Source organism: Mycobacterium arosiense ATCC BAA-1401 = DSM 45069, assembly GCF_002086125.1.
Taxonomy (GTDB): Bacteria; Actinomycetota; Actinomycetes; order Mycobacteriales; family Mycobacteriaceae; genus Mycobacterium; species Mycobacterium arosiense.
Genome location: NZ_MVHG01000004.1, coordinates 32,042 through 47,387 on the forward strand (window position 1 = coordinate 32,042; position 15,346 = coordinate 47,387).

Here is a 15,346-nt window from a genome sequence, read left to right on the forward strand (position 1 = left end):
TGATATTTCAGATATCAAACGCTAGGTTTGCCGTTTGGTATCGTACGCAGGTGGCGAGGATCGATATTTCCGGAACCGTCCGCGAGCGCGCCGCCCGCGAGCTACGCGACCGGATTCTCACCGGCGCACTGCCTGCCGGAGCACGGGTCGACCTCGATGCCATCACCGAGGAATTCGCGACCAGCCGCACCCCCGTGCGGGAGGCGCTGCTGGAGCTGTCCTTCGAGGGCCTGGTCCAGGTCGCCCCGCGCAGCGGCGTGACGGTGCTCGGCATCAGCCCGGACGACGTCGTGGACAGCTTCACCATCCTCGGTGTGCTCACCGGGCAGGCCGCGGCCTGGGCCGCCGCGCGGATCGAGCCTCAAGAGCTCGAAACGCTGCGCGCACTCGCCGCCGACGTCGCCGTCCGATCCGGTGAGGACAGCATCGGCGAGGCCAACTGGCATTTCCATCAGATGATCCACCGGGCCGCGCACTCGCCCCGGTTGATGAACCAGATCAAGCAGGCCGCCCGGGTGGTACCGAGCAATTTCCTCACGCTGTTCCCCGAGCACGAGAAGCACTCACTCGACGAGCACCAGGAGCTCCTGAATGCGCTCGGCGACAAAGACGCCGAGCGGGCGCGCACCATCGCCGAACGACACGTCCTGGACGCGGGTCGCTCGCTGGCCGACTGGCTCGAGCAGCGCCGCGACGGTTGACCGCGCTCAGGTGAGTGCGGGCAAGACATTGTCGGTGAGCAACTGGACCGACTTCCACGCTTCGTCGACCGGCATGCCGCCGACCAGGGGGTGCATCACGAGGGGGCCGTAGTTGTCGGCATCGCGGATTTCCGCGATCAGCTGCTCCGGGGTGAGGAAGCGGTAACGTCCCGATGCCCTGACCTGGTCCAGGGTTTGAACCCCGGGCAGGTGCATGAGCGAACGCTGGTCGGTTGACCACCGGCCGTACGTAACTGCCTCCCAGAGGATGTGCTCTCCGAGCTCCGCCCACGCCCGGTCGGGATCCTCGTGCAGGTAGATCATTCCGCGGTTGACCGGTCCCGGCATGAGGACCAACGGCGACGTGCCCGCCTGCGCGCACAGTTCGCGGTAATAGTCGGCGATGTCGGGCAAGTGATCCGCCAAACTGAGCGGCAGCCGAAACCGGGCCGCGCGCCGCGCCGTGGCACGTGCTCCACCGCCGACGTACAGCGGCGGGTGTGGCCGCGACCAGGTGCCGCTGCAGATCCCGTTTTCCGGATCGCCGCCGGACCAGACTTCCAGCATTCGTTCGAGCAGGCCGTCCATCAGCGCACCGCGCCGGCTGAAATTGGCTCCGAGAGCGTCATATTCGACCGCGCGGTACCCCAGGCCCACGGTCGTGTGCAAGCGGCCGCGGCTCATGTTGTCCACGAGCGCGATGTCCTCGGCGAGTCGCACCGGATTCCACAATGGTCCCAGTGCGCAATCCACGCTCGCGATCAGCCTCGAGGTCCGGGCCAAAAACATCGCCGCGGTCATGATCGGATTGCAGCTCCACCCGTGCCCGGTCGCGTGATGCTCGTCGACGCTGATGGACGTGATGCCGTGGGATTCCCCCCACTGTCCCAGCTCGAGCGCCGCGGATAGGAGCTTGCCCTGTGTGCCCGGATCACCTTGCGGGGAAGCGAAATTGAAGCGCAGCACCGTCAACAGCATTTGCCGCCCCGCCCCTCTACGCTTCCGGGCCCGCCGCCGCCTGCAGGAAGGCCGGAAAGTCCGGGAACAGCGCGCGGTCGACGATCTCGATGCGGGTCCCCGCCGCGTCGATGTAGTAGGCGAAGAGCGAAAGATTTTTGCCCGAAGACGGGCCGGCGGTCTCGGCGGTGGCTTCGAAGCTGAAGCCGTTGTCTTCCAGCAGCTTCGCGCTCTGGGCCAGGCTGTCGGTCCAGTAGCCCAGGTGGTGAACCGCGTTGCCGGGTGCCGCCGCCCAGGCCGTTCCGGGCACCTCCTTGATCAGTTCGACGTGTGGTGCCTGCAACGAATAGACGAAAGTCGAAGTGACTTCATGGGTTCCGCTGGTGGTGCGAAAGGGCAACGTGTAGCTCACCGGGGTGATCCACCGGTACCCGGCCAGCGCGCTCAGCCTTGCCATCGCCGCCTCGAGGTTGGGCACGATGATGCCGGTGTGGTAGAAGTCCTCGGGTCGTAGCGCCAGTGCCGTCATGTGTTCCTCGCTATCTGGTTGCGCAGCCAGGCACTTTCCCAGAAGTTCGTGCTGCTGGCGAGAAGCTTTTCATGCGCGTCCCGCAGAACCGCGCGAGCCCCCGGATGATCGGCCGGAACAAGCTCGGCCAAATGGATGGCCTGCAGCGCGCGATCGGCGGCCAGATGCGCCCGGGCTCGCTCCAATAGCGCGTCGGCGCCGGCCAGTTCGACCACGTCCGCGGCGACGGAGTCAAACCCGACGGGATAAAGCTCGGTGGTCGATTCGTGGTGGAACCAGCCCGAGTAGTTCTCCCAGACGGCGCGCACATCCCAGGCGACTTTGCCGTAGCCCTGGCCCACTTCGTATTCCGAGGGCAGCGTGATTTCACGCATCAAGGTGCGAACGTCCTTGCCGGCGTTCATCCCGTCAACGGTTCGATCGTGGATGTATCCGATGGCGTTGCGCAGCCGGGTCAGCTCCTGGTTGATGCGCTCGGCGCCCTCGACCGGCTCGAAGTGCCCGGTCACCAGCAGCTCAGCCTGCAGATCCCGGACTTTGTCCACCGACGCGATCGCCGTCAACGCGTCCCGATACCGATCACCGCGCATGGTGACGAGGTTGGGAATGTGCCCGAAAAGCGGGCCAAAGGTATTCCCGCACAGGCAGATCCGCTCGTCGGGCAGCCACACCACCAGGGAGTCGGTGGTCTCGCCGCCGGGCACCGCAATCAGTTCCATTCGCCGCTCACCGACCTGCAGGCGGAGGGTGTCCTCGAAATCTATGTCCACCACGGGCACGCTCTGATCCGCCATACGCCATGTACCCAGGCGCCGTTGGATGGCCTGGACGCCGGTGGTCAGCGTGTCTTTGAATGCGAACGCGCTGCGGCTGGCCCGATACCGGATCAGCCGGTCGTTGTCGTCCCGCCAGTTCTTCCAGTTCGCCTGCGCGACAACGATCGTCTCGGGGTCGCGCACGCTGTCCAGGCCGCCGACATGATCGACGTGGCCCTGCGTGAAAATGATGTAGCGCACCGGTGACGCGTCGACGGCGTCGAAGTTGGCGCGATGCACCGGCCCCTCGAAGCCCATCCCGGTGTTGATGATCACCCGACCATCAGTCGTGGTGAGCAGATACGAGTTGGACAAACCGGGCGAGCACCACAGCCCCGGGGCGATCTCCTCGGCCCTCTCGGCGGACGCCGGGCGCATCGCGTCCGCGCCCGGCCTGCTCCGATAGAGGGGTTCGGACATCGCTAGTGACTCCTACTCGGGACGAACGTCGAACTTGTCGAAGTAAAAGCCGAAACGGCCGCGCAGTTCCTCGGCGGAGGTGCCGAAGTGCCGCTGCAGTTCATAGCGGATGCGGCCATGTTTGCCCCGCGGATTAGCGTCCAGGTAGCGCTGGAACCGTTCGCGTACCGTGGGCGGTAGCTCCACGCCGGCAAGCTGATACAGCTTTTCGAGCACCGGCACCTCGGCGCCGCCCAGCTGGTGGAAGTTGACGTCGATGCTGTGTTCGGGTGCCACCAGGTGACGGTCACGTACGCATGCGCTGAGTAGCCGATGCACACGGTCGCTCCAATAGTCCAGCAGCCACTGCGGATCAATGCTATTGCGGCGCAACCGATCCGAATAGGCCATCATCGTAATCGCCGACTGGATCACCGCGACCGGGTCGCGGTGCGTGAAGGCCACTGTCGCGTCCGGGAATGTCACCATCAGCGGGCCGAGCTGTTCACAGTGCTGCGGGCTCTTGAGCACCCAGGTCCGTGGACCACGCAGGAAGGTCAGCGCCTGCAACACCTTCTTCATGTACGCGTAATGGCGAGTCTGGTCGAGACCCAGGTAGTAGTCACGCCAAGCGGGCACGCGCGCATGCCATTCCAGCACGTAGGAGGCCAAGTCGAGGTCGAGAAGCTCCACTTCCTCCTCGATGGCCTCGGGAAATCGGTCATGCATCGCGGCCACCACGGGTGCGCTCGCCATCAGCGCATCGTGTTCGGCTTTCGCGCGCGCGTATCGGGGATCGACACCGAAGGTGTCGGGGCCCTGCCCCAGCGCGGGAATCGGATCCTGACTCTCCCAATAGGGCAGCGCGCGGCGGCGCGGGTCAGAGGCAATGAGATTCACCAAATGGGTGGTGCCCGAACGCGGCATCCCGACGACGATGAACGGTTTTTCGATCGGGATGGACTCGATCTCGGGGTAACGCCGGATGAGTTCGGTGAGCGATAACCGGTTGCGGATCAGGCGCACGATGCGGTGGCGCAGCGAACCGCGGGTGAGCTGGCGCAGGTCACCGTCGGCTTCGATGGCTCCGACGTGCACTCGCAGCCGGTCGGCGAAGCCGTCGGTGTCGTCGAGGTCGGCGGCTCCGGCCGGCAGGCCGGTCTGCTCGATGGCCTCCGCGAGCATCCGGTCGATGCCCAAATCGACGGGCTTTGCCTCGGTGAATTCTAGGATCTGACGCTGCGCATCGGTCAGTCGGGGCGCCGTCAGGTCGTCGAAGTCGATCTCGTCAACCGCGGAACCCACCGCAACCCCTCTCCGACGCATCAGGTGAGATGAGACAGACGCTAGCCGCGGCGCGGATGCGTCGTGCATCCACCTCGCCGCGCCCGCCGGCGCTAAAGGTTCGCCAGGTCGTCGGGAACGTCGACCTTGTGTTCTTGCAGCGCCTCCAAGGGCACCACCTCGAGGGTGCTCTCGTGAGTGGCGGCCAGCACTACCGGGGCTGCACAACCGTCGTGATGGGCACGCAGCCAGTTCAACGCGGTCACGCACCAGCGGTCGCCGGGCAGCAGACCGGGGAACCGGTACTCGGGCACCGGCGTCAACAAGTCGTTGCCGATCGAGCGCTGGTGCTCCAGGAACTCGGCGGTCATCACCGCGCAGATCGTGTGCCGCCCAAGATCCTGAGGGCCGGTCGAGCAACAGCCATCGCGGTAGAAGCCGGTCAGCGGGTCTGTGCCGCACGGTTCCAGCGGACCGCCGAGCACGTTTCGATCAGGCACCCGTTCAGTATTGCGCGCTTGAGGGTGAAGTTTGCGGCGAATCTGTCGACTGCTTCGTCGAGTTTTCGCCCGACGGTCCCGCCGGGGCCCGTGTGGACGCCGGAACATCGGACGTGTTAACTCGGATCGATGTCGACGCCGCCCCACCAACCCGGAGATCCGCCCGATGAGCCACCCTGGGGATGGCGTCCGCCGCAGGGATATCCGCCACCGCAGCCTTACCCCGGCTTCTCCGGCTACCCGGGGTATCCCGGTCATCCCGGATATGGTGATCCCCGGGCGCCGTTCGGCCGCGATCCGGTGACCGGGCTGGCGCTGTCGGACAAGTCTGCGACCACCGCCGGCTTGCTTCAGCTGTTCCTCGGTGTGTTCGGCATCGGCCGCTTCTATATCGACTCGATGCAGATCGCGGTCGCGCAGCTGTGCCTGGGGTTGTTCGGAGTTCTCTTCAGCCTCTTTTGCTTTCTCGGGTTCCCTGTCCTGCTCGGCGTCATCGTCTGGGCCATCGTCGACGCGATCATGATCTTCACGGGCAGCGTCAAAGACAAATACGGTCGCAAGCTGCGCTAGACGAGCGGCGATGTGACAGCGTTTCCCATTGTCCGACAATGCGTTTGGTACGCAACGGAGCCTGATTTTAACCTGGTTGAGAGCCGCGGCGGTCCGGGCGCGCCGGTAGTTGTGTCACGGATTGGTCACGATCTCAACGCGAAGTTCGCCGCGCGACGGTGCCGACAACGAACCTTTCGCGACGCGCTGAGCAAATCCCGGGGAAATCTCCCCGAAAACTTATCGTCACATCGTGGAACGACGTACGGCCCTGAAACTCCCCCTGTTATTGGCGGCCGGCGCCGCAGTTGCCAAGGCACCCCGGGCTTCCGCGGAGGAAGCGGGCCGGTGGTCACCCGACCGCGCGAACCGTTGGTATCAAGCGCAGGGCTGGCTCGTCGGAGCAAACTACATTCCGGCCAACGCCATCAACCAGCTCGAGATGTTCCAGCCCGACACCTTCGACCCACGGCGCATCGACACCGAACTCGGTTGGGCCCAGTTCTACGGCCACAACACCGCACGGGTGTTCCTTCATGATCAGCTGTGGGCCGCCGATCAGCGTGGCTTCCAAACGCGCCTAGGCCAGTTCGTCGACATCGCGGCGCGCCACCGCATCAAGCCGCTGTTCGTCTTCTTCGATTCCTGCTGGGATCCGCATCCACGCGCCGGCCGCCAGCGTGCGCCGAGGCCCGGCGTGCACAACTCGGGATGGGCGCAGAGCCCGGGCGCCGAACGGCTGGGCGACCCTCGCTATGTCCCGGTCATGCGCGACTACGTCACCGCGGTGATGACCCAATTCCGCAACGACAACCGAGTTCTGGGCTGGGACCTGTGGAACGAGCCCGACAATCCCGCGCGTCAGTACCGCACCGTCGAAAGAAGCGACAAGGAACAACTGGTCACCAACCTGCTCCCCCAGGTGTTTCGGTGGGCCCGGGCTGTCGACGCTAGCCAGCCGCTGACAAGCGGTGTGTGGCAGGGTAATTGGGGGCAACCTCGGGGCCGCAGCGCAATCAGCGACATCCAGCTCGCCAACGCCGACGTCATCACCTTCCACTCCTACGCCGGGCCTTCCGGGTTCGAGAATCGGATCAACGAGCTCACGCCGCTGGGCCGGCCGATCCTGTGCACCGAATACATGGCGCGGCCGCAGGGCAGCACCGTCGAATCGATCCTGCCGGTTGCCAAGCGCCACAACGTCGGTGCCATCAACTGGGGCCTGGTCGCCGGCAAGACCCAGACCTACTTCCCCTGGGATTCCTGGGATCACCCGTACACGTCGGTCCCGAAGGTGTGGTTCCATGACCTGATCCGGCCCGAGGGGCGGCCGTTCCAAGACATCGAAGCGCTGACGGTGCGAAAGTTGGCCGGTAGCCAGACCTGAAGTGAATCTTAGCTCCTCTGAGCTGCGGTCATCCGCGAACATCAACCCGCCGTCGGCCTTCCAGAGTAGGGTTCATACCAGCTCAGAAGGGGGCGGAAATGCTCGTCGGTGGTGATCGGCTGCCATGACGTGGGCGAATTTCAGCGAAGCAGAACTGATCGCGTCGGCCGGCGGGGATCCGTGGGCGATCAACCGGAGCCTGCAGGCCGGCAGCCCGTTTCAGATATCCCGGTTGGCGGAGGCCTTTCACGGCGCCGGGCGGCGCACCGCCGAAGCCGACCACGCTTTCGAGGACGCACGGAAACGCTTCGCCGCGGCCTGGAACCACCAGCAGGGGGGCCACCCGATCAATGACTCCGCTGAAGTCCAACGGGTCACCAAATCGCTTGGTGTGCAGTCCGAGCAGCTGCCGAAGATCGGCGCCGACCTGGAGTCCATCGCCGCCGCGCTGGCCGACGCACAAAAGCAGGGGGATCAGGAGATCGCCCTGCTGGATAGCGAGCTGCGGGGTCTCGACAGAATCATGACCGCGATAAACCAGGATTTGACGCTCGACCTCCCCGCGGCGGAACACGACAAATTGGAGAAGTTGAAGCAGGCTGTGCACGCCCAGGCGGTGGACGATGTCCGCGACGCCGTCAAGCAGATGAATGCAATTCGCAACGCCTACTCGGACACGTTGCGGAAGTCGATGAGCGCCCTGCATAACGACGGCTACGACCCGCCGAAAGCGGTAGACGACTGGATCGAGAGTCCGCTGAGGCGGGGTGAGGTAAGGGACCTTGGGCCGATCGCCGGGACCGGCGGCATTCCCGGCATCCCGGGCATCGGGGCGGCTGACTTAGGGGAAGTCGTCGAGGTGCCAGGGCAGCCTGGAAAGTACCTCGCGATCTTCGGTGATTCGTTCTCCGGCAATAAGGTCGGGGAGGGTGAGCACTATCGATCCGTTGCCGTGCCGGTGACCTTCGACGCCGACGGACGCCCGCATTTCGGCGCCCCGTTGACGGGAGCAAAAGACAGCGGCCGCGAGCTGTTCCCCATGCCGGCGGAGGCCGTCAAGGCCGGCGTCAACGACACGTTGCCCGCTGGGACGATCACGCTCGGCGACAAAACGTACATGATGGTGACGGGCACCCAGGGTGATTTGAAGCCGGTGGCCTCGTGGCTGGTCGAAGTCAACGGCGATCCCGGCAAGGGATGGGCAATGGTGCCGGGGTCGTATCGGGCCGCGGGTGACGCCCCGACACAGGTCAGCGGCTACAAAGGGTCAGACGGCAAGGTCTACATTGCCGCCGATTCCTTCGACCGCAGCCGAGGCGTCACCATGTACCGCGCGGATCCCGGCAATGTGTTCGACCGTTCCACCTGGCAGCCATGGAACGGGAGCGACTGGGGAAAGCCCGGACAGCAGGCCGTCCAGGTAACCCCCAACCGTTATGGGGAGCTGAGCTTTCGAGAAATCGGCGGGAAGCCCGTCTTGTCCGGCTTCAACGTCGATGCGCACCAGGGCAGCATTGAAGTGCGGGTGGGAACCAGCCCGACCGAAATGTTCGGCGCAAACGCGCCCACGACCCTCGTTGCGCAAAACGGCGATCCTGCAGCCCCGAAGTTCATCCCGCAACCGTATGGTGGATATATCCTGCCAGGATCAACCCTGGACGATTTGAAATTGTTTGGCAGTCAATGGAATACGCTTAAGGATGCGAACGGCGTGCCCTTCGGCGCTCCGTATAACACCCGAGAGTTTCAACTCAACCCGTATCACTGACCGCCTGAACCGATTGGATGCACATGGTCATCAAGAAGCTGGTCGGCGTCGCGACACTCGTCGGAGCTGGTTTCTCGCTTTCCTGCACGGCGCATGCCGATCAACCGAGATTTCCCGACCTGAGCGCCGACGCGCCGGTGAACGTCCGCGATTACACGATCGACGTCCCCAACCCTGGCCGCCCACCCCTGCCAACGGTGTATTTCCTCACTCCCGACGGGGTCGTCTGCAACTACACGCCGGATCAAGCGCAGTGCACCGGAAATAATCTGCCCGCGATCCCTCCCGCGCCGTCCAATCCCGATGCCGGAATCACCGGGGTCAATTGGATTGGAACCACCACTGGGTTGAAGCAGTCGAATGAGGGTGAGCCGTCACGCGTGATCGACGGGCAGCCGGTCAAAACGCTTCCGCCGGGTCATTCCATCACCGTCAACGGCATCGTCTGCGGGGTCGACAACGCGGGCACCACCGCGTGCAAAGACGCTCAGGGCCGTGGCTTCGTGCTGTCGCCGAAGGGATCTGGGTGGCTGCCCCACGTATGACGGCCGCCGCGCGATCATCGTTGCCCGCGAGGCCGTCATCGAAAGAGCTTGTGCTAACCGGCCTTACGACGCCGCGAAGTCGCCCACCACGATCACCTTGTTGTCATCCCGGGCGGTGGCGAAGCCGCCCGCGTTATACGCGCAGTTGATAATGATGTCTCGGTGTGGCGGGCTCTGCATCCACATCTCGAGGGCCTCCTTGGGGGTCGCGGCGGATCCGGTTGCCCAAAAGACGATCTCACCCGAATACCTGCTCCGATAGCCCGCGGCCATGATTCGCGCCTGCGGCGACGAGCCGTCCGACCCGATGTGTCCGCTGACCCCATTGCGCAACATGTCATCGGCGTGGCGCTGAGCGGCTTCGGTCAAACGCGGGTCGTCGCTGACCGGCCCGCATCCCGAGCGAAGCTGGTTGATGCCGCTGTACAACGCGGTACCCGGATCGTCGGCGTGCGCAGCGAAATCGGACAGCGCGCTGGGAGCGGTGACCGAGGCAGTGCAGATCGCGAAGACGGCGATGATCTCGACTTTGCTGGCCATGATGCCTCTTGTCGCGCGCTCGCTTTGCTATCTGTCGATATCTGAAAGCTACCCATCCTCAACGAAGAGCGATGACGAATTGCCAAACGACTTTTGCGGCACTTAATGGTTGGCGTTGCGCGCCAGATCGATTGCGTATTGACTGACGAAGTTGCCGGCCGGCGGATCACCCTTGCCGCATGTTCCGTCGGATTCACCGGGACGCTTGATCCACAGATACGCGTCTGCGTGCGCACCCGCGGTGCTGGCGGTCGGCGGAGTGCCCAGTGCTCGCCCGCTGGGATTGCACCAGTTGAGGTCGGAGTCGGGGGCCGGCCCCGCACCGTTGCGCGACGTGTCGATCACGTAGTGCGAACCATTCGTGAGACCCGAAATGGCTTCGCCATAACCGATTTCGTCCTCGGTGGTGAAGAAGTTCGCGGTGTTGATGCTGAAACCCCGCGCGTGGCCGACGCCGGCCTGGTTGAGCCGGGCGGCCATGTCGTCGGCGCTGTGCCAACGCAAGTGACCCGCGTCGACGTACACGGCCGCGTTCGGATTGCGGGTGAAAGTGTCGACGGCGTAGCGGATCAGGTCGAAGCGTTCCTGGCGCGCATCACCCGACAAGCAGTCGGCCATGGCAAGGGCATCGGGTTCGACGATGATCGCCACCCGCGAAGCGCCCACACCGGATGCGATGCCGTCGATCCACGAGCGGTACTCGCCGGCCGAGCCCATGCCGCCGGCGGCGAAGCTGCCGCAATCGCGGTGCGGGATACCATAGATCGCCAGCACCGGAATGGCGCCGGCGGCATTGGCGTCGCCGACATACTTCCCGACCGTGCCTGCCGACCCGCCCGGGACGATCCAATACGCCTGCGGTGTATTGGCGATGGCGGTCAGCTCGGGGCTTGGCGGATCGGCGCTCTGCGCGGCGCGCATGGCCGCCGATGTCGGATTGACATAGAACGGCGCCCCGGCCAGCGGGTCGCCATCGGCGACCAGCCGCACCGGCGGGGCCGGACGCCCCTGCGCCGGGCCCGCGATCACGCCCACGCCGGCGACGGCCGCCACAGTAAGTAAGGGGACGATCCACCGCAGAGCTGCACCACCAGCTGAGAAGTTCACCTCAGGAAAAGTAGTGGGTCGAAAGCATCGAGCGCCAATTGGCCGCGCGGGTGATGGCGAACTGACTCAACGCGCGTCGCAACGCATCCGGCTGCGGGTTTTCGCAGCTAGATTGTGGCGGTGGCGGAGGGATTTGAACCCTCGGACGGTGTTAGCCGTCACACGCTTTCGAGGCGTGCTCCTTAGGCCGCTCGGACACGCCACCGCCGAGCAGCTTACCCAACAGCGGGCCCGTCACCCCAATCGCTGGCGGGCGAAGAAGGCCTCCAGGGGCGCGGCACACTCCTGCGCCAGTACACCGCCGCGCACTTCGGGGCGGTGATTGAGCCGGCGATCACGCACCACATCCCACAACGATCCGACCGCCCCGGTCTTGGGCTCCCAGGCCCCGAACACCAGGCGGGCGATGCGCGACAGCACCAGCGCGCCCGCGCACATGGTGCACGGTTCGACGGTGACCGCCAGCGTGGCGCCCTCCAGCCGCCACCCGTCGCCGAGTGTCTCGGCGGCCGCGCGCAGGGCCAGGATCTCGGCGTGGGCCGTCGGGTCGCCCAGGGCCTCGCGAGCATTGACTGCGCGGGCCAGCTCGGTTCCGTCGGCGCCGATCACCACCGCACCGATGGGCACGTCACGCGGAGCCGCCGTCGCGGCAACCGACAGCGCGGACCGGATCAGGTCTTCGTCAGCGACCACCGACGTCAGCGATCACCGACCGAGGCGGTCGATCACCGCCGACAGCTGATCAGCGAAGCCCATTTCCCGGGCGATGCGGCCCAGCTGCTCGTCGGCGTACAGATCGGTCTCGTCGACGATGACCCCCAGGACCGCCTCGGGCAGCCCGATGTCGGACAGCAACCCCAAGTCACCCTCTTCGAATGGGTCCGAGTCCTCCAGATCCTCCGGATCGAGGTCGGCGTCCAGTTTGTCGAGCACTTCGGCGGCGATGTCGTAATCCAGCGCGGCGGTGGCATCCGAGAGCAGCAACCGCGTCCCCGAGGGCGCCGGCCGCACGATGACGAAGAATTCGTCGTCGACGTCCAACAGGCCGAAGACCGCCCCGGAACTGCGCAATTCGCGCAGCTCCGTCTCGGCGGCCGACAGGCTCGTCAGCGACTTACGGGCCATCGGGGCGCACCGCCACTGGCCCTCTTCACGCACCACCGCGACGCCGAAACCGTCCGGCGTGTCCGCGGACAGGCCCTGGGCGGAGGCCCGTTGTGCTCCCATGGCCGCTTACGGTAGTCCCTGACCAGGCCCCTGACCAGATGGCGGCGGGTGGCCACGCGATCTGACGGCACCGCTTTCAACCAGATGTGCCAACCTTGGAATGTGACACACCCTCCTTCCAAGACACCGGTGTGTGTGCTCGGGCTGGGGCTGATCGGCGGCTCGATAATGCGGGCCGCCACCGCGGCCGGCCGGGAAGTGTTCGGCTATAACCGCTCGGTCGAGGGTGCACAGGCTGCGACCGCCGACGGCTTTGATGCCGACACCGATCTGACCGCGACGCTGTCGCGCGCCGCCGACTCCGGGGCGTTGATCGTGCTGGCCGTGCCCATGCCGGCGATAGCGGGCATGCTCGCCCACGTCAAGGAGACGGCTTCGAAGTGTCCACTGACCGATGTCACCAGCGTCAAGCAGGCGGTGCTCGATCAGGTCGTCGCGGCGGGGCTGCAGGAACGCTTCGTCGGGAGCCATCCGATGGCGGGCACCGCGCAGTCGGGTTGGACGGCCGGCCACGCAGGGTTGTTCACCAGGGCCCCGTGGGTGATCAGCGTCGACGACCATGTCGATCCGGCGGTCTGGTCGACGGTCATGACGTTGGCGCTGGATTGCGGCGCGGTCGTGGTGCCGGCCAGGTCCGACGAACACGATGCCGCCGCCGCGGCCATCTCGCATCTGCCCCATCTGCTCGCGGAGGCGCTGGCGGTGGTGGCCGGAGACGTCCCGTTGGCCTTCGCGTTGGCCGCCGGGTCTTTCCGCGATGGGACCCGGGTCGCTGCCACCGCCCCGGACCTGGTTCGGGCGATGTGCGAGGGCAACTCCGACCAGCTGGTGCCCACGGTCGACCGCCTCATCGAATTACTGAGCCGTGCCCGCGAATCGCTGGCCGCCCACAATTCGGTCGCCGACCTCACCGAGTCCGGCCACGCCGCACGAACCCGTTACGACAGCTTCCCGCGCAGCGACATCTTCCACGTCATCGTCGGCGCGGAGAACTGGCGTCAGGAATTGGCCGCCGCGGGCAGGGCCGGCGGGGTGATCAGATCCGCTCTGCCAAGCCTGGATAGTCGACGATGAATCCCTCTTCGTCGACGCTGACCGTGGTGTCGGCGATCGGCGAGCGCACTTTGATCTCCTCGGGGCTGCCGGCGCTGCTGTAGCTCACGGTGTCCGCCGAGATGGACATCTCCGGGAGGTGCACGTAGACCACCGGCAGCGTGACCGAGGCGGGCCGCTCGTGTAACCCGAGCCGCCGGATAGGCAGCGCGTTGAAGAAGGGGCTGAATTCCACGTCGACGTCGAGCGCGCCGTTGTAGGCCGCGCGATGCTCGCCCTGGTGGTCGGTGACCAGCCACATGTTTTCTTCATCGCGGGCAAACGAGAAGACCCGCTCGCGCTCGGCAAGGGTGACGGTCATGCCGAGCCGTTTGGTGGCGCCGGTCTCATCGGTCAGCAGGTCGTAGTAGGCGCCGAACGCCGGGGTGGTCTCGGTGGCGGCGGCAATGATGCGGCCATTGGCCTTGATTCGGTTGCCGGACACCTGGACTCGCACCGATTCCATGCGGGGAGCATCCTGTGCGCGCCAGGTGAGCATCGCCTGCCACACGCGGCGAGACGGATCAGAGGGGGCTGCGTTCACTCATCTACCGTAAGACGTGCCCGCCAGCTGATGCGGAAGTGCCCGGTATGTTCGCCGCAGCCGCCCGGTGCCCGGCACCGAAATCCACACCGCGACTGCCAGCAGTCCGTCGAGCACCAGCGCCAACGCGGCCACCATCAGCGCCCCGACCAGGGCGAGATAAAACTCACGTTCCTTGATCCCGTCGATCAGGTATCTGCCCAGACCGCCCAGGCTGGCGTAGGCCGCCACGGTCGCGGTCGCGACCACCTGCAGCGTCGCGTTGCGCAGCCCGCCCAGGATCAACGGCAACGCGTTCGGCACCTCGACCCGCAGCAGCACCTGGGCCTCGGTCATGCCCATCGCCCGGGCGGCATCGATGACGGTGGGTTCGACGTTGGCGATACCGGCGTAGGTACCGGCCAGCAGCGCCGGCACGCCCAGCAGCATCAGCGCCACCAGCGACGGTCCCAGCCCCAGCCCGAACATCAGGGTTCCGAACAGCAGCACGCCCAGCGTCGGCAGGGAGCGCAAGCCATTGACGGCCCCGACCACCAGCAGGGTGCCCCGGCCGGTGTGGCCGATGATCAGGCCGACGGGAACCGCGATCAGGGCGGAGGCCGCCACCGCCAGCGCGGTGTACTCGAGGTGTTCCAGGATGCGGGCGGCGAGCCCGACCGGGCCCGTCCAATTGTCGGCGGTCGACACATAGGAAATCGCCCGCCCGACGAAGTTCACCGCGCACCACCCACTACGGGCGCGACGACCGCGCGGCGACCGGTGCGGCGCGCGGCGTGTGTCCACGGCGTTGCCAGCCGGCCGGCCACCACGATGAGCACGTCGATGACCACCGCCAGGACGAACAGCGCGATGATGCCGGCCAGGATCTGATCGCTCTTGTCGGTTTGGTAGCCCTGGGTGAACCAGCTGCCCAGCCCGCCGATGCCGATGACCGAGCCGACCGAGACCATCGCGATGTTGGTGACCACCACGACCCGCAGCCCGGCGACGAGCACCGGAACCGAGAGCGGCAGTTCGACTTTGAGCATCCGCGTGATCGGCGGGTAGCCGACCGCCGTGGCGGCGTCGCGCACCTGGGCGGGCACCGCGTCCAGCGCCTCGAGCACCGCGCGCACCAGCAATGCGGCGGTATAGGCCGTCAACGCCACCATCACGTTGGCCTCGTCGAGAATGCGGGTGCCGACGATCATCGGCAACACCACGAACAGCGCCAGCGACGGGATGGTGAATACGACGCTCGCGGCCGCCGTCGTCAGCCCGCGGGCGATTCGGGTGCGCCGCACCAACATTCCCAGCGGTAGGGCGATCGCGAGCCCGATCAGGACCGGCACCAGCGACAGCCGCAAATGCACGACGGTCAGCGCCCAGGCGTCGTCCAGATGGCTCATCAGATAACGCATCG

The 15,346-nt window shown here is 66.0% G+C and carries 18 protein-coding genes and 1 tRNA gene; 6 read left to right on the forward strand and 13 right to left on the reverse strand.

Annotation, left to right across the window (positions count from 1 at the left end):
• Positions 1 to 50: 50 nt before the first annotated feature.
• The gene (locus BST14_RS02735) at positions 51 to 701 is read left to right on the forward strand and encodes a GntR family transcriptional regulator (RefSeq protein ID WP_083063067.1); all 651 of its coding nucleotides are present in this window, start codon (positions 51 to 53) and stop codon (positions 699 to 701) included.
• 6 nt (positions 702 to 707) lie between these two features.
• Here the strand turns inward: BST14_RS02735 and BST14_RS02740 are convergent, their stop codons facing one another.
• From BST14_RS02740 to BST14_RS02760, 5 genes are all read right to left on the reverse strand, one after another.
• The gene (locus BST14_RS02740) at positions 708 to 1,679 is read right to left on the reverse strand and encodes an LLM class flavin-dependent oxidoreductase (RefSeq protein ID WP_083063068.1); all 972 of its coding nucleotides are present in this window, start codon (positions 1,677 to 1,679) and stop codon (positions 708 to 710) included.
• Between the two features lie 16 nt (positions 1,680 to 1,695).
• Positions 1,696 to 2,187 (reverse strand): VOC family protein, encoded by a 492-nt coding sequence (locus tag BST14_RS02745; protein WP_083063069.1) that lies wholly within the window; start codon positions 2,185 to 2,187, stop codon positions 1,696 to 1,698.
• Positions 2,184 to 3,422 carry an MBL fold metallo-hydrolase gene (locus BST14_RS02750; RefSeq protein ID WP_083063070.1) on the reverse strand — a complete coding sequence of 413 codons (1,239 nt, stop codon included), beginning with the start codon at positions 3,420 to 3,422 and terminating at the stop codon, positions 2,184 to 2,186. Before BST14_RS02750 ends, BST14_RS02745 begins: the two co-directional genes overlap by 4 nt.
• Positions 3,423 to 3,434: 12 nt before the next feature.
• Entirely contained in the window at positions 3,435 to 4,706 is a 1,272-nt protein-coding gene (locus BST14_RS02755; protein ID WP_083063071.1) for a sulfotransferase family protein, read from the reverse strand.
• 92 nt (positions 4,707 to 4,798) lie between these two features.
• Complete coding sequence (locus BST14_RS02760) at positions 4,799 to 5,185, reverse strand: DUF2237 family protein (protein ID WP_064953898.1); 387 nt, start codon at positions 5,183 to 5,185, stop codon at positions 4,799 to 4,801.
• Positions 5,186 to 5,314: 129 nt separating this feature from the next.
• Here BST14_RS02760 and BST14_RS02765 point away from each other — a divergent pair, with 129 nt between their 5' ends.
• The 4 genes from BST14_RS02765 (at position 5,315) to BST14_RS02780 (ending at position 9,434) form a co-directional block, all read left to right on the forward strand.
• Positions 5,315 to 5,755 carry a TM2 domain-containing protein gene (locus BST14_RS02765; RefSeq protein ID WP_083063072.1) on the forward strand — a complete coding sequence of 147 codons (441 nt, stop codon included), beginning with the start codon at positions 5,315 to 5,317 and terminating at the stop codon, positions 5,753 to 5,755.
• A 232-nt stretch (positions 5,756 to 5,987) separates the two neighbouring features.
• The gene (locus tag BST14_RS02770; RefSeq protein WP_083063073.1) at positions 5,988 to 7,121 is read left to right on the forward strand and encodes a cellulase family glycosylhydrolase; all 1,134 of its coding nucleotides are present in this window, start codon (positions 5,988 to 5,990) and stop codon (positions 7,119 to 7,121) included.
• A gap of 124 nt (positions 7,122 to 7,245) precedes the next feature.
• A complete protein-coding gene (locus tag BST14_RS02775; protein ID WP_083063074.1) occupies positions 7,246 to 8,889 on the forward strand; it encodes a putative alpha/beta hydrolase in 1,644 nt (547 codons plus the stop codon).
• 23 nt (positions 8,890 to 8,912) lie between these two features.
• Positions 8,913 to 9,434, forward strand: coding sequence for a hypothetical protein (locus tag BST14_RS02780; protein WP_142279234.1), 522 nt, complete (start codon positions 8,913 to 8,915; stop codon positions 9,432 to 9,434).
• A 63-nt stretch (positions 9,435 to 9,497) separates the two neighbouring features.
• On the opposite strand, the gene BST14_RS02785 is transcribed toward BST14_RS02780, so the two are convergent.
• The 5 genes from BST14_RS02785 to BST14_RS02805 all read right to left on the reverse strand — a co-directional run bounded on the left by BST14_RS02785 (position 9,498) and on the right by BST14_RS02805 (position 12,308).
• Entirely contained in the window at positions 9,498 to 9,974 is a 477-nt protein-coding gene (locus BST14_RS02785) for a CAP domain-containing protein (RefSeq protein ID WP_169926036.1), read from the reverse strand.
• 102 nt (positions 9,975 to 10,076) lie between these two features.
• On the reverse strand, positions 10,077 to 11,081 hold the full coding sequence (locus BST14_RS02790; RefSeq protein WP_083063076.1) for a glycoside hydrolase family 6 protein: 1,005 nt from the start codon (positions 11,079 to 11,081) through the stop codon (positions 10,077 to 10,079).
• 115 nt (positions 11,082 to 11,196) lie between these two features.
• Positions 11,197 to 11,286: transfer RNA gene (locus BST14_RS02795), tRNA-Ser, on the reverse strand.
• Positions 11,287 to 11,315: 29 nt separating this feature from the next.
• A complete protein-coding gene (locus BST14_RS02800) occupies positions 11,316 to 11,774 on the reverse strand; it encodes a nucleoside deaminase (protein ID WP_083063077.1) in 459 nt (152 codons plus the stop codon).
• Between the two features lie 12 nt (positions 11,775 to 11,786).
• Positions 11,787 to 12,308: a tRNA adenosine deaminase-associated protein gene (locus tag BST14_RS02805; RefSeq protein WP_066872937.1), complete on the reverse strand. Its 522-nt coding sequence runs from the start codon at positions 12,306 to 12,308 to the stop codon at positions 11,787 to 11,789.
• Positions 12,309 to 12,437: 129 nt separating this feature from the next.
• Here BST14_RS02805 and BST14_RS02810 point away from each other — a divergent pair, with 129 nt between their 5' ends.
• Entirely contained in the window at positions 12,438 to 13,382 is a 945-nt protein-coding gene (locus tag BST14_RS02810) for a prephenate dehydrogenase (protein ID WP_245845274.1), read from the forward strand.
• On the opposite strand, the gene BST14_RS02815 is transcribed toward BST14_RS02810, so the two are convergent.
• The 3 genes from BST14_RS02815 to BST14_RS02825 are packed head-to-tail and all read right to left on the reverse strand — an operon-like array spanning position 13,345 to position 15,344.
• Positions 13,345 to 13,944, reverse strand: coding sequence for a putative glycolipid-binding domain-containing protein (locus BST14_RS02815; protein ID WP_083063079.1), 600 nt, complete (start codon positions 13,942 to 13,944; stop codon positions 13,345 to 13,347). The two genes, BST14_RS02810 and BST14_RS02815, sit on opposite strands and share 38 nt — an antisense overlap.
• A complete protein-coding gene (locus tag BST14_RS02820; RefSeq protein ID WP_083063080.1) occupies positions 13,945 to 14,661 on the reverse strand; it encodes an ABC transporter permease in 717 nt (238 codons plus the stop codon).
• Positions 14,658 to 15,344 carry an ABC transporter permease gene (locus tag BST14_RS02825; RefSeq protein ID WP_083063081.1) on the reverse strand — a complete coding sequence of 229 codons (687 nt, stop codon included), beginning with the start codon at positions 15,342 to 15,344 and terminating at the stop codon, positions 14,658 to 14,660. The genes BST14_RS02820 and BST14_RS02825 overlap by 4 nt, the downstream gene beginning before the upstream one ends.
• Positions 15,345 to 15,346: the final 2 nt, after the last annotated feature.

Excerpts from the sequence above, each read along its gene's own strand:
- BST14_RS02740 (WP_083063068.1), bottom strand. The coding sequence starts at position 1,679 with ATGCTGTTGACGGTGCTGCGCTTCAATTTCGCTTCCCCGCAAGGTGAT.
- BST14_RS02745 (WP_083063069.1), bottom strand. The coding sequence starts at position 2,187 with ATGACGGCACTGGCGCTACGACCCGAGGACTTCTACCACACCGGCATC.
- BST14_RS02750 (WP_083063070.1), bottom strand. The coding sequence starts at position 3,422 with ATGTCCGAACCCCTCTATCGGAGCAGGCCGGGCGCGGACGCGATGCGC.
- BST14_RS02765 (WP_083063072.1), top strand. The coding sequence starts at position 5,315 with ATGTCGACGCCGCCCCACCAACCCGGAGATCCGCCCGATGAGCCACCC.
- BST14_RS02775 (WP_083063074.1), top strand. The coding sequence starts at position 7,246 with ATGACGTGGGCGAATTTCAGCGAAGCAGAACTGATCGCGTCGGCCGGC.
- BST14_RS02780 (WP_142279234.1), top strand. The coding sequence starts at position 8,913 with ATGGTCATCAAGAAGCTGGTCGGCGTCGCGACACTCGTCGGAGCTGGT.
- BST14_RS02785 (WP_169926036.1), bottom strand. The coding sequence starts at position 9,974 with ATGGCCAGCAAAGTCGAGATCATCGCCGTCTTCGCGATCTGCACTGCC.
- BST14_RS02805 (WP_066872937.1), bottom strand. The coding sequence starts at position 12,308 with ATGGGAGCACAACGGGCCTCCGCCCAGGGCCTGTCCGCGGACACGCCG.
- BST14_RS02825 (WP_083063081.1), bottom strand. The coding sequence starts at position 15,344 with ATGCGTTATCTGATGAGCCATCTGGACGACGCCTGGGCGCTGACCGTC.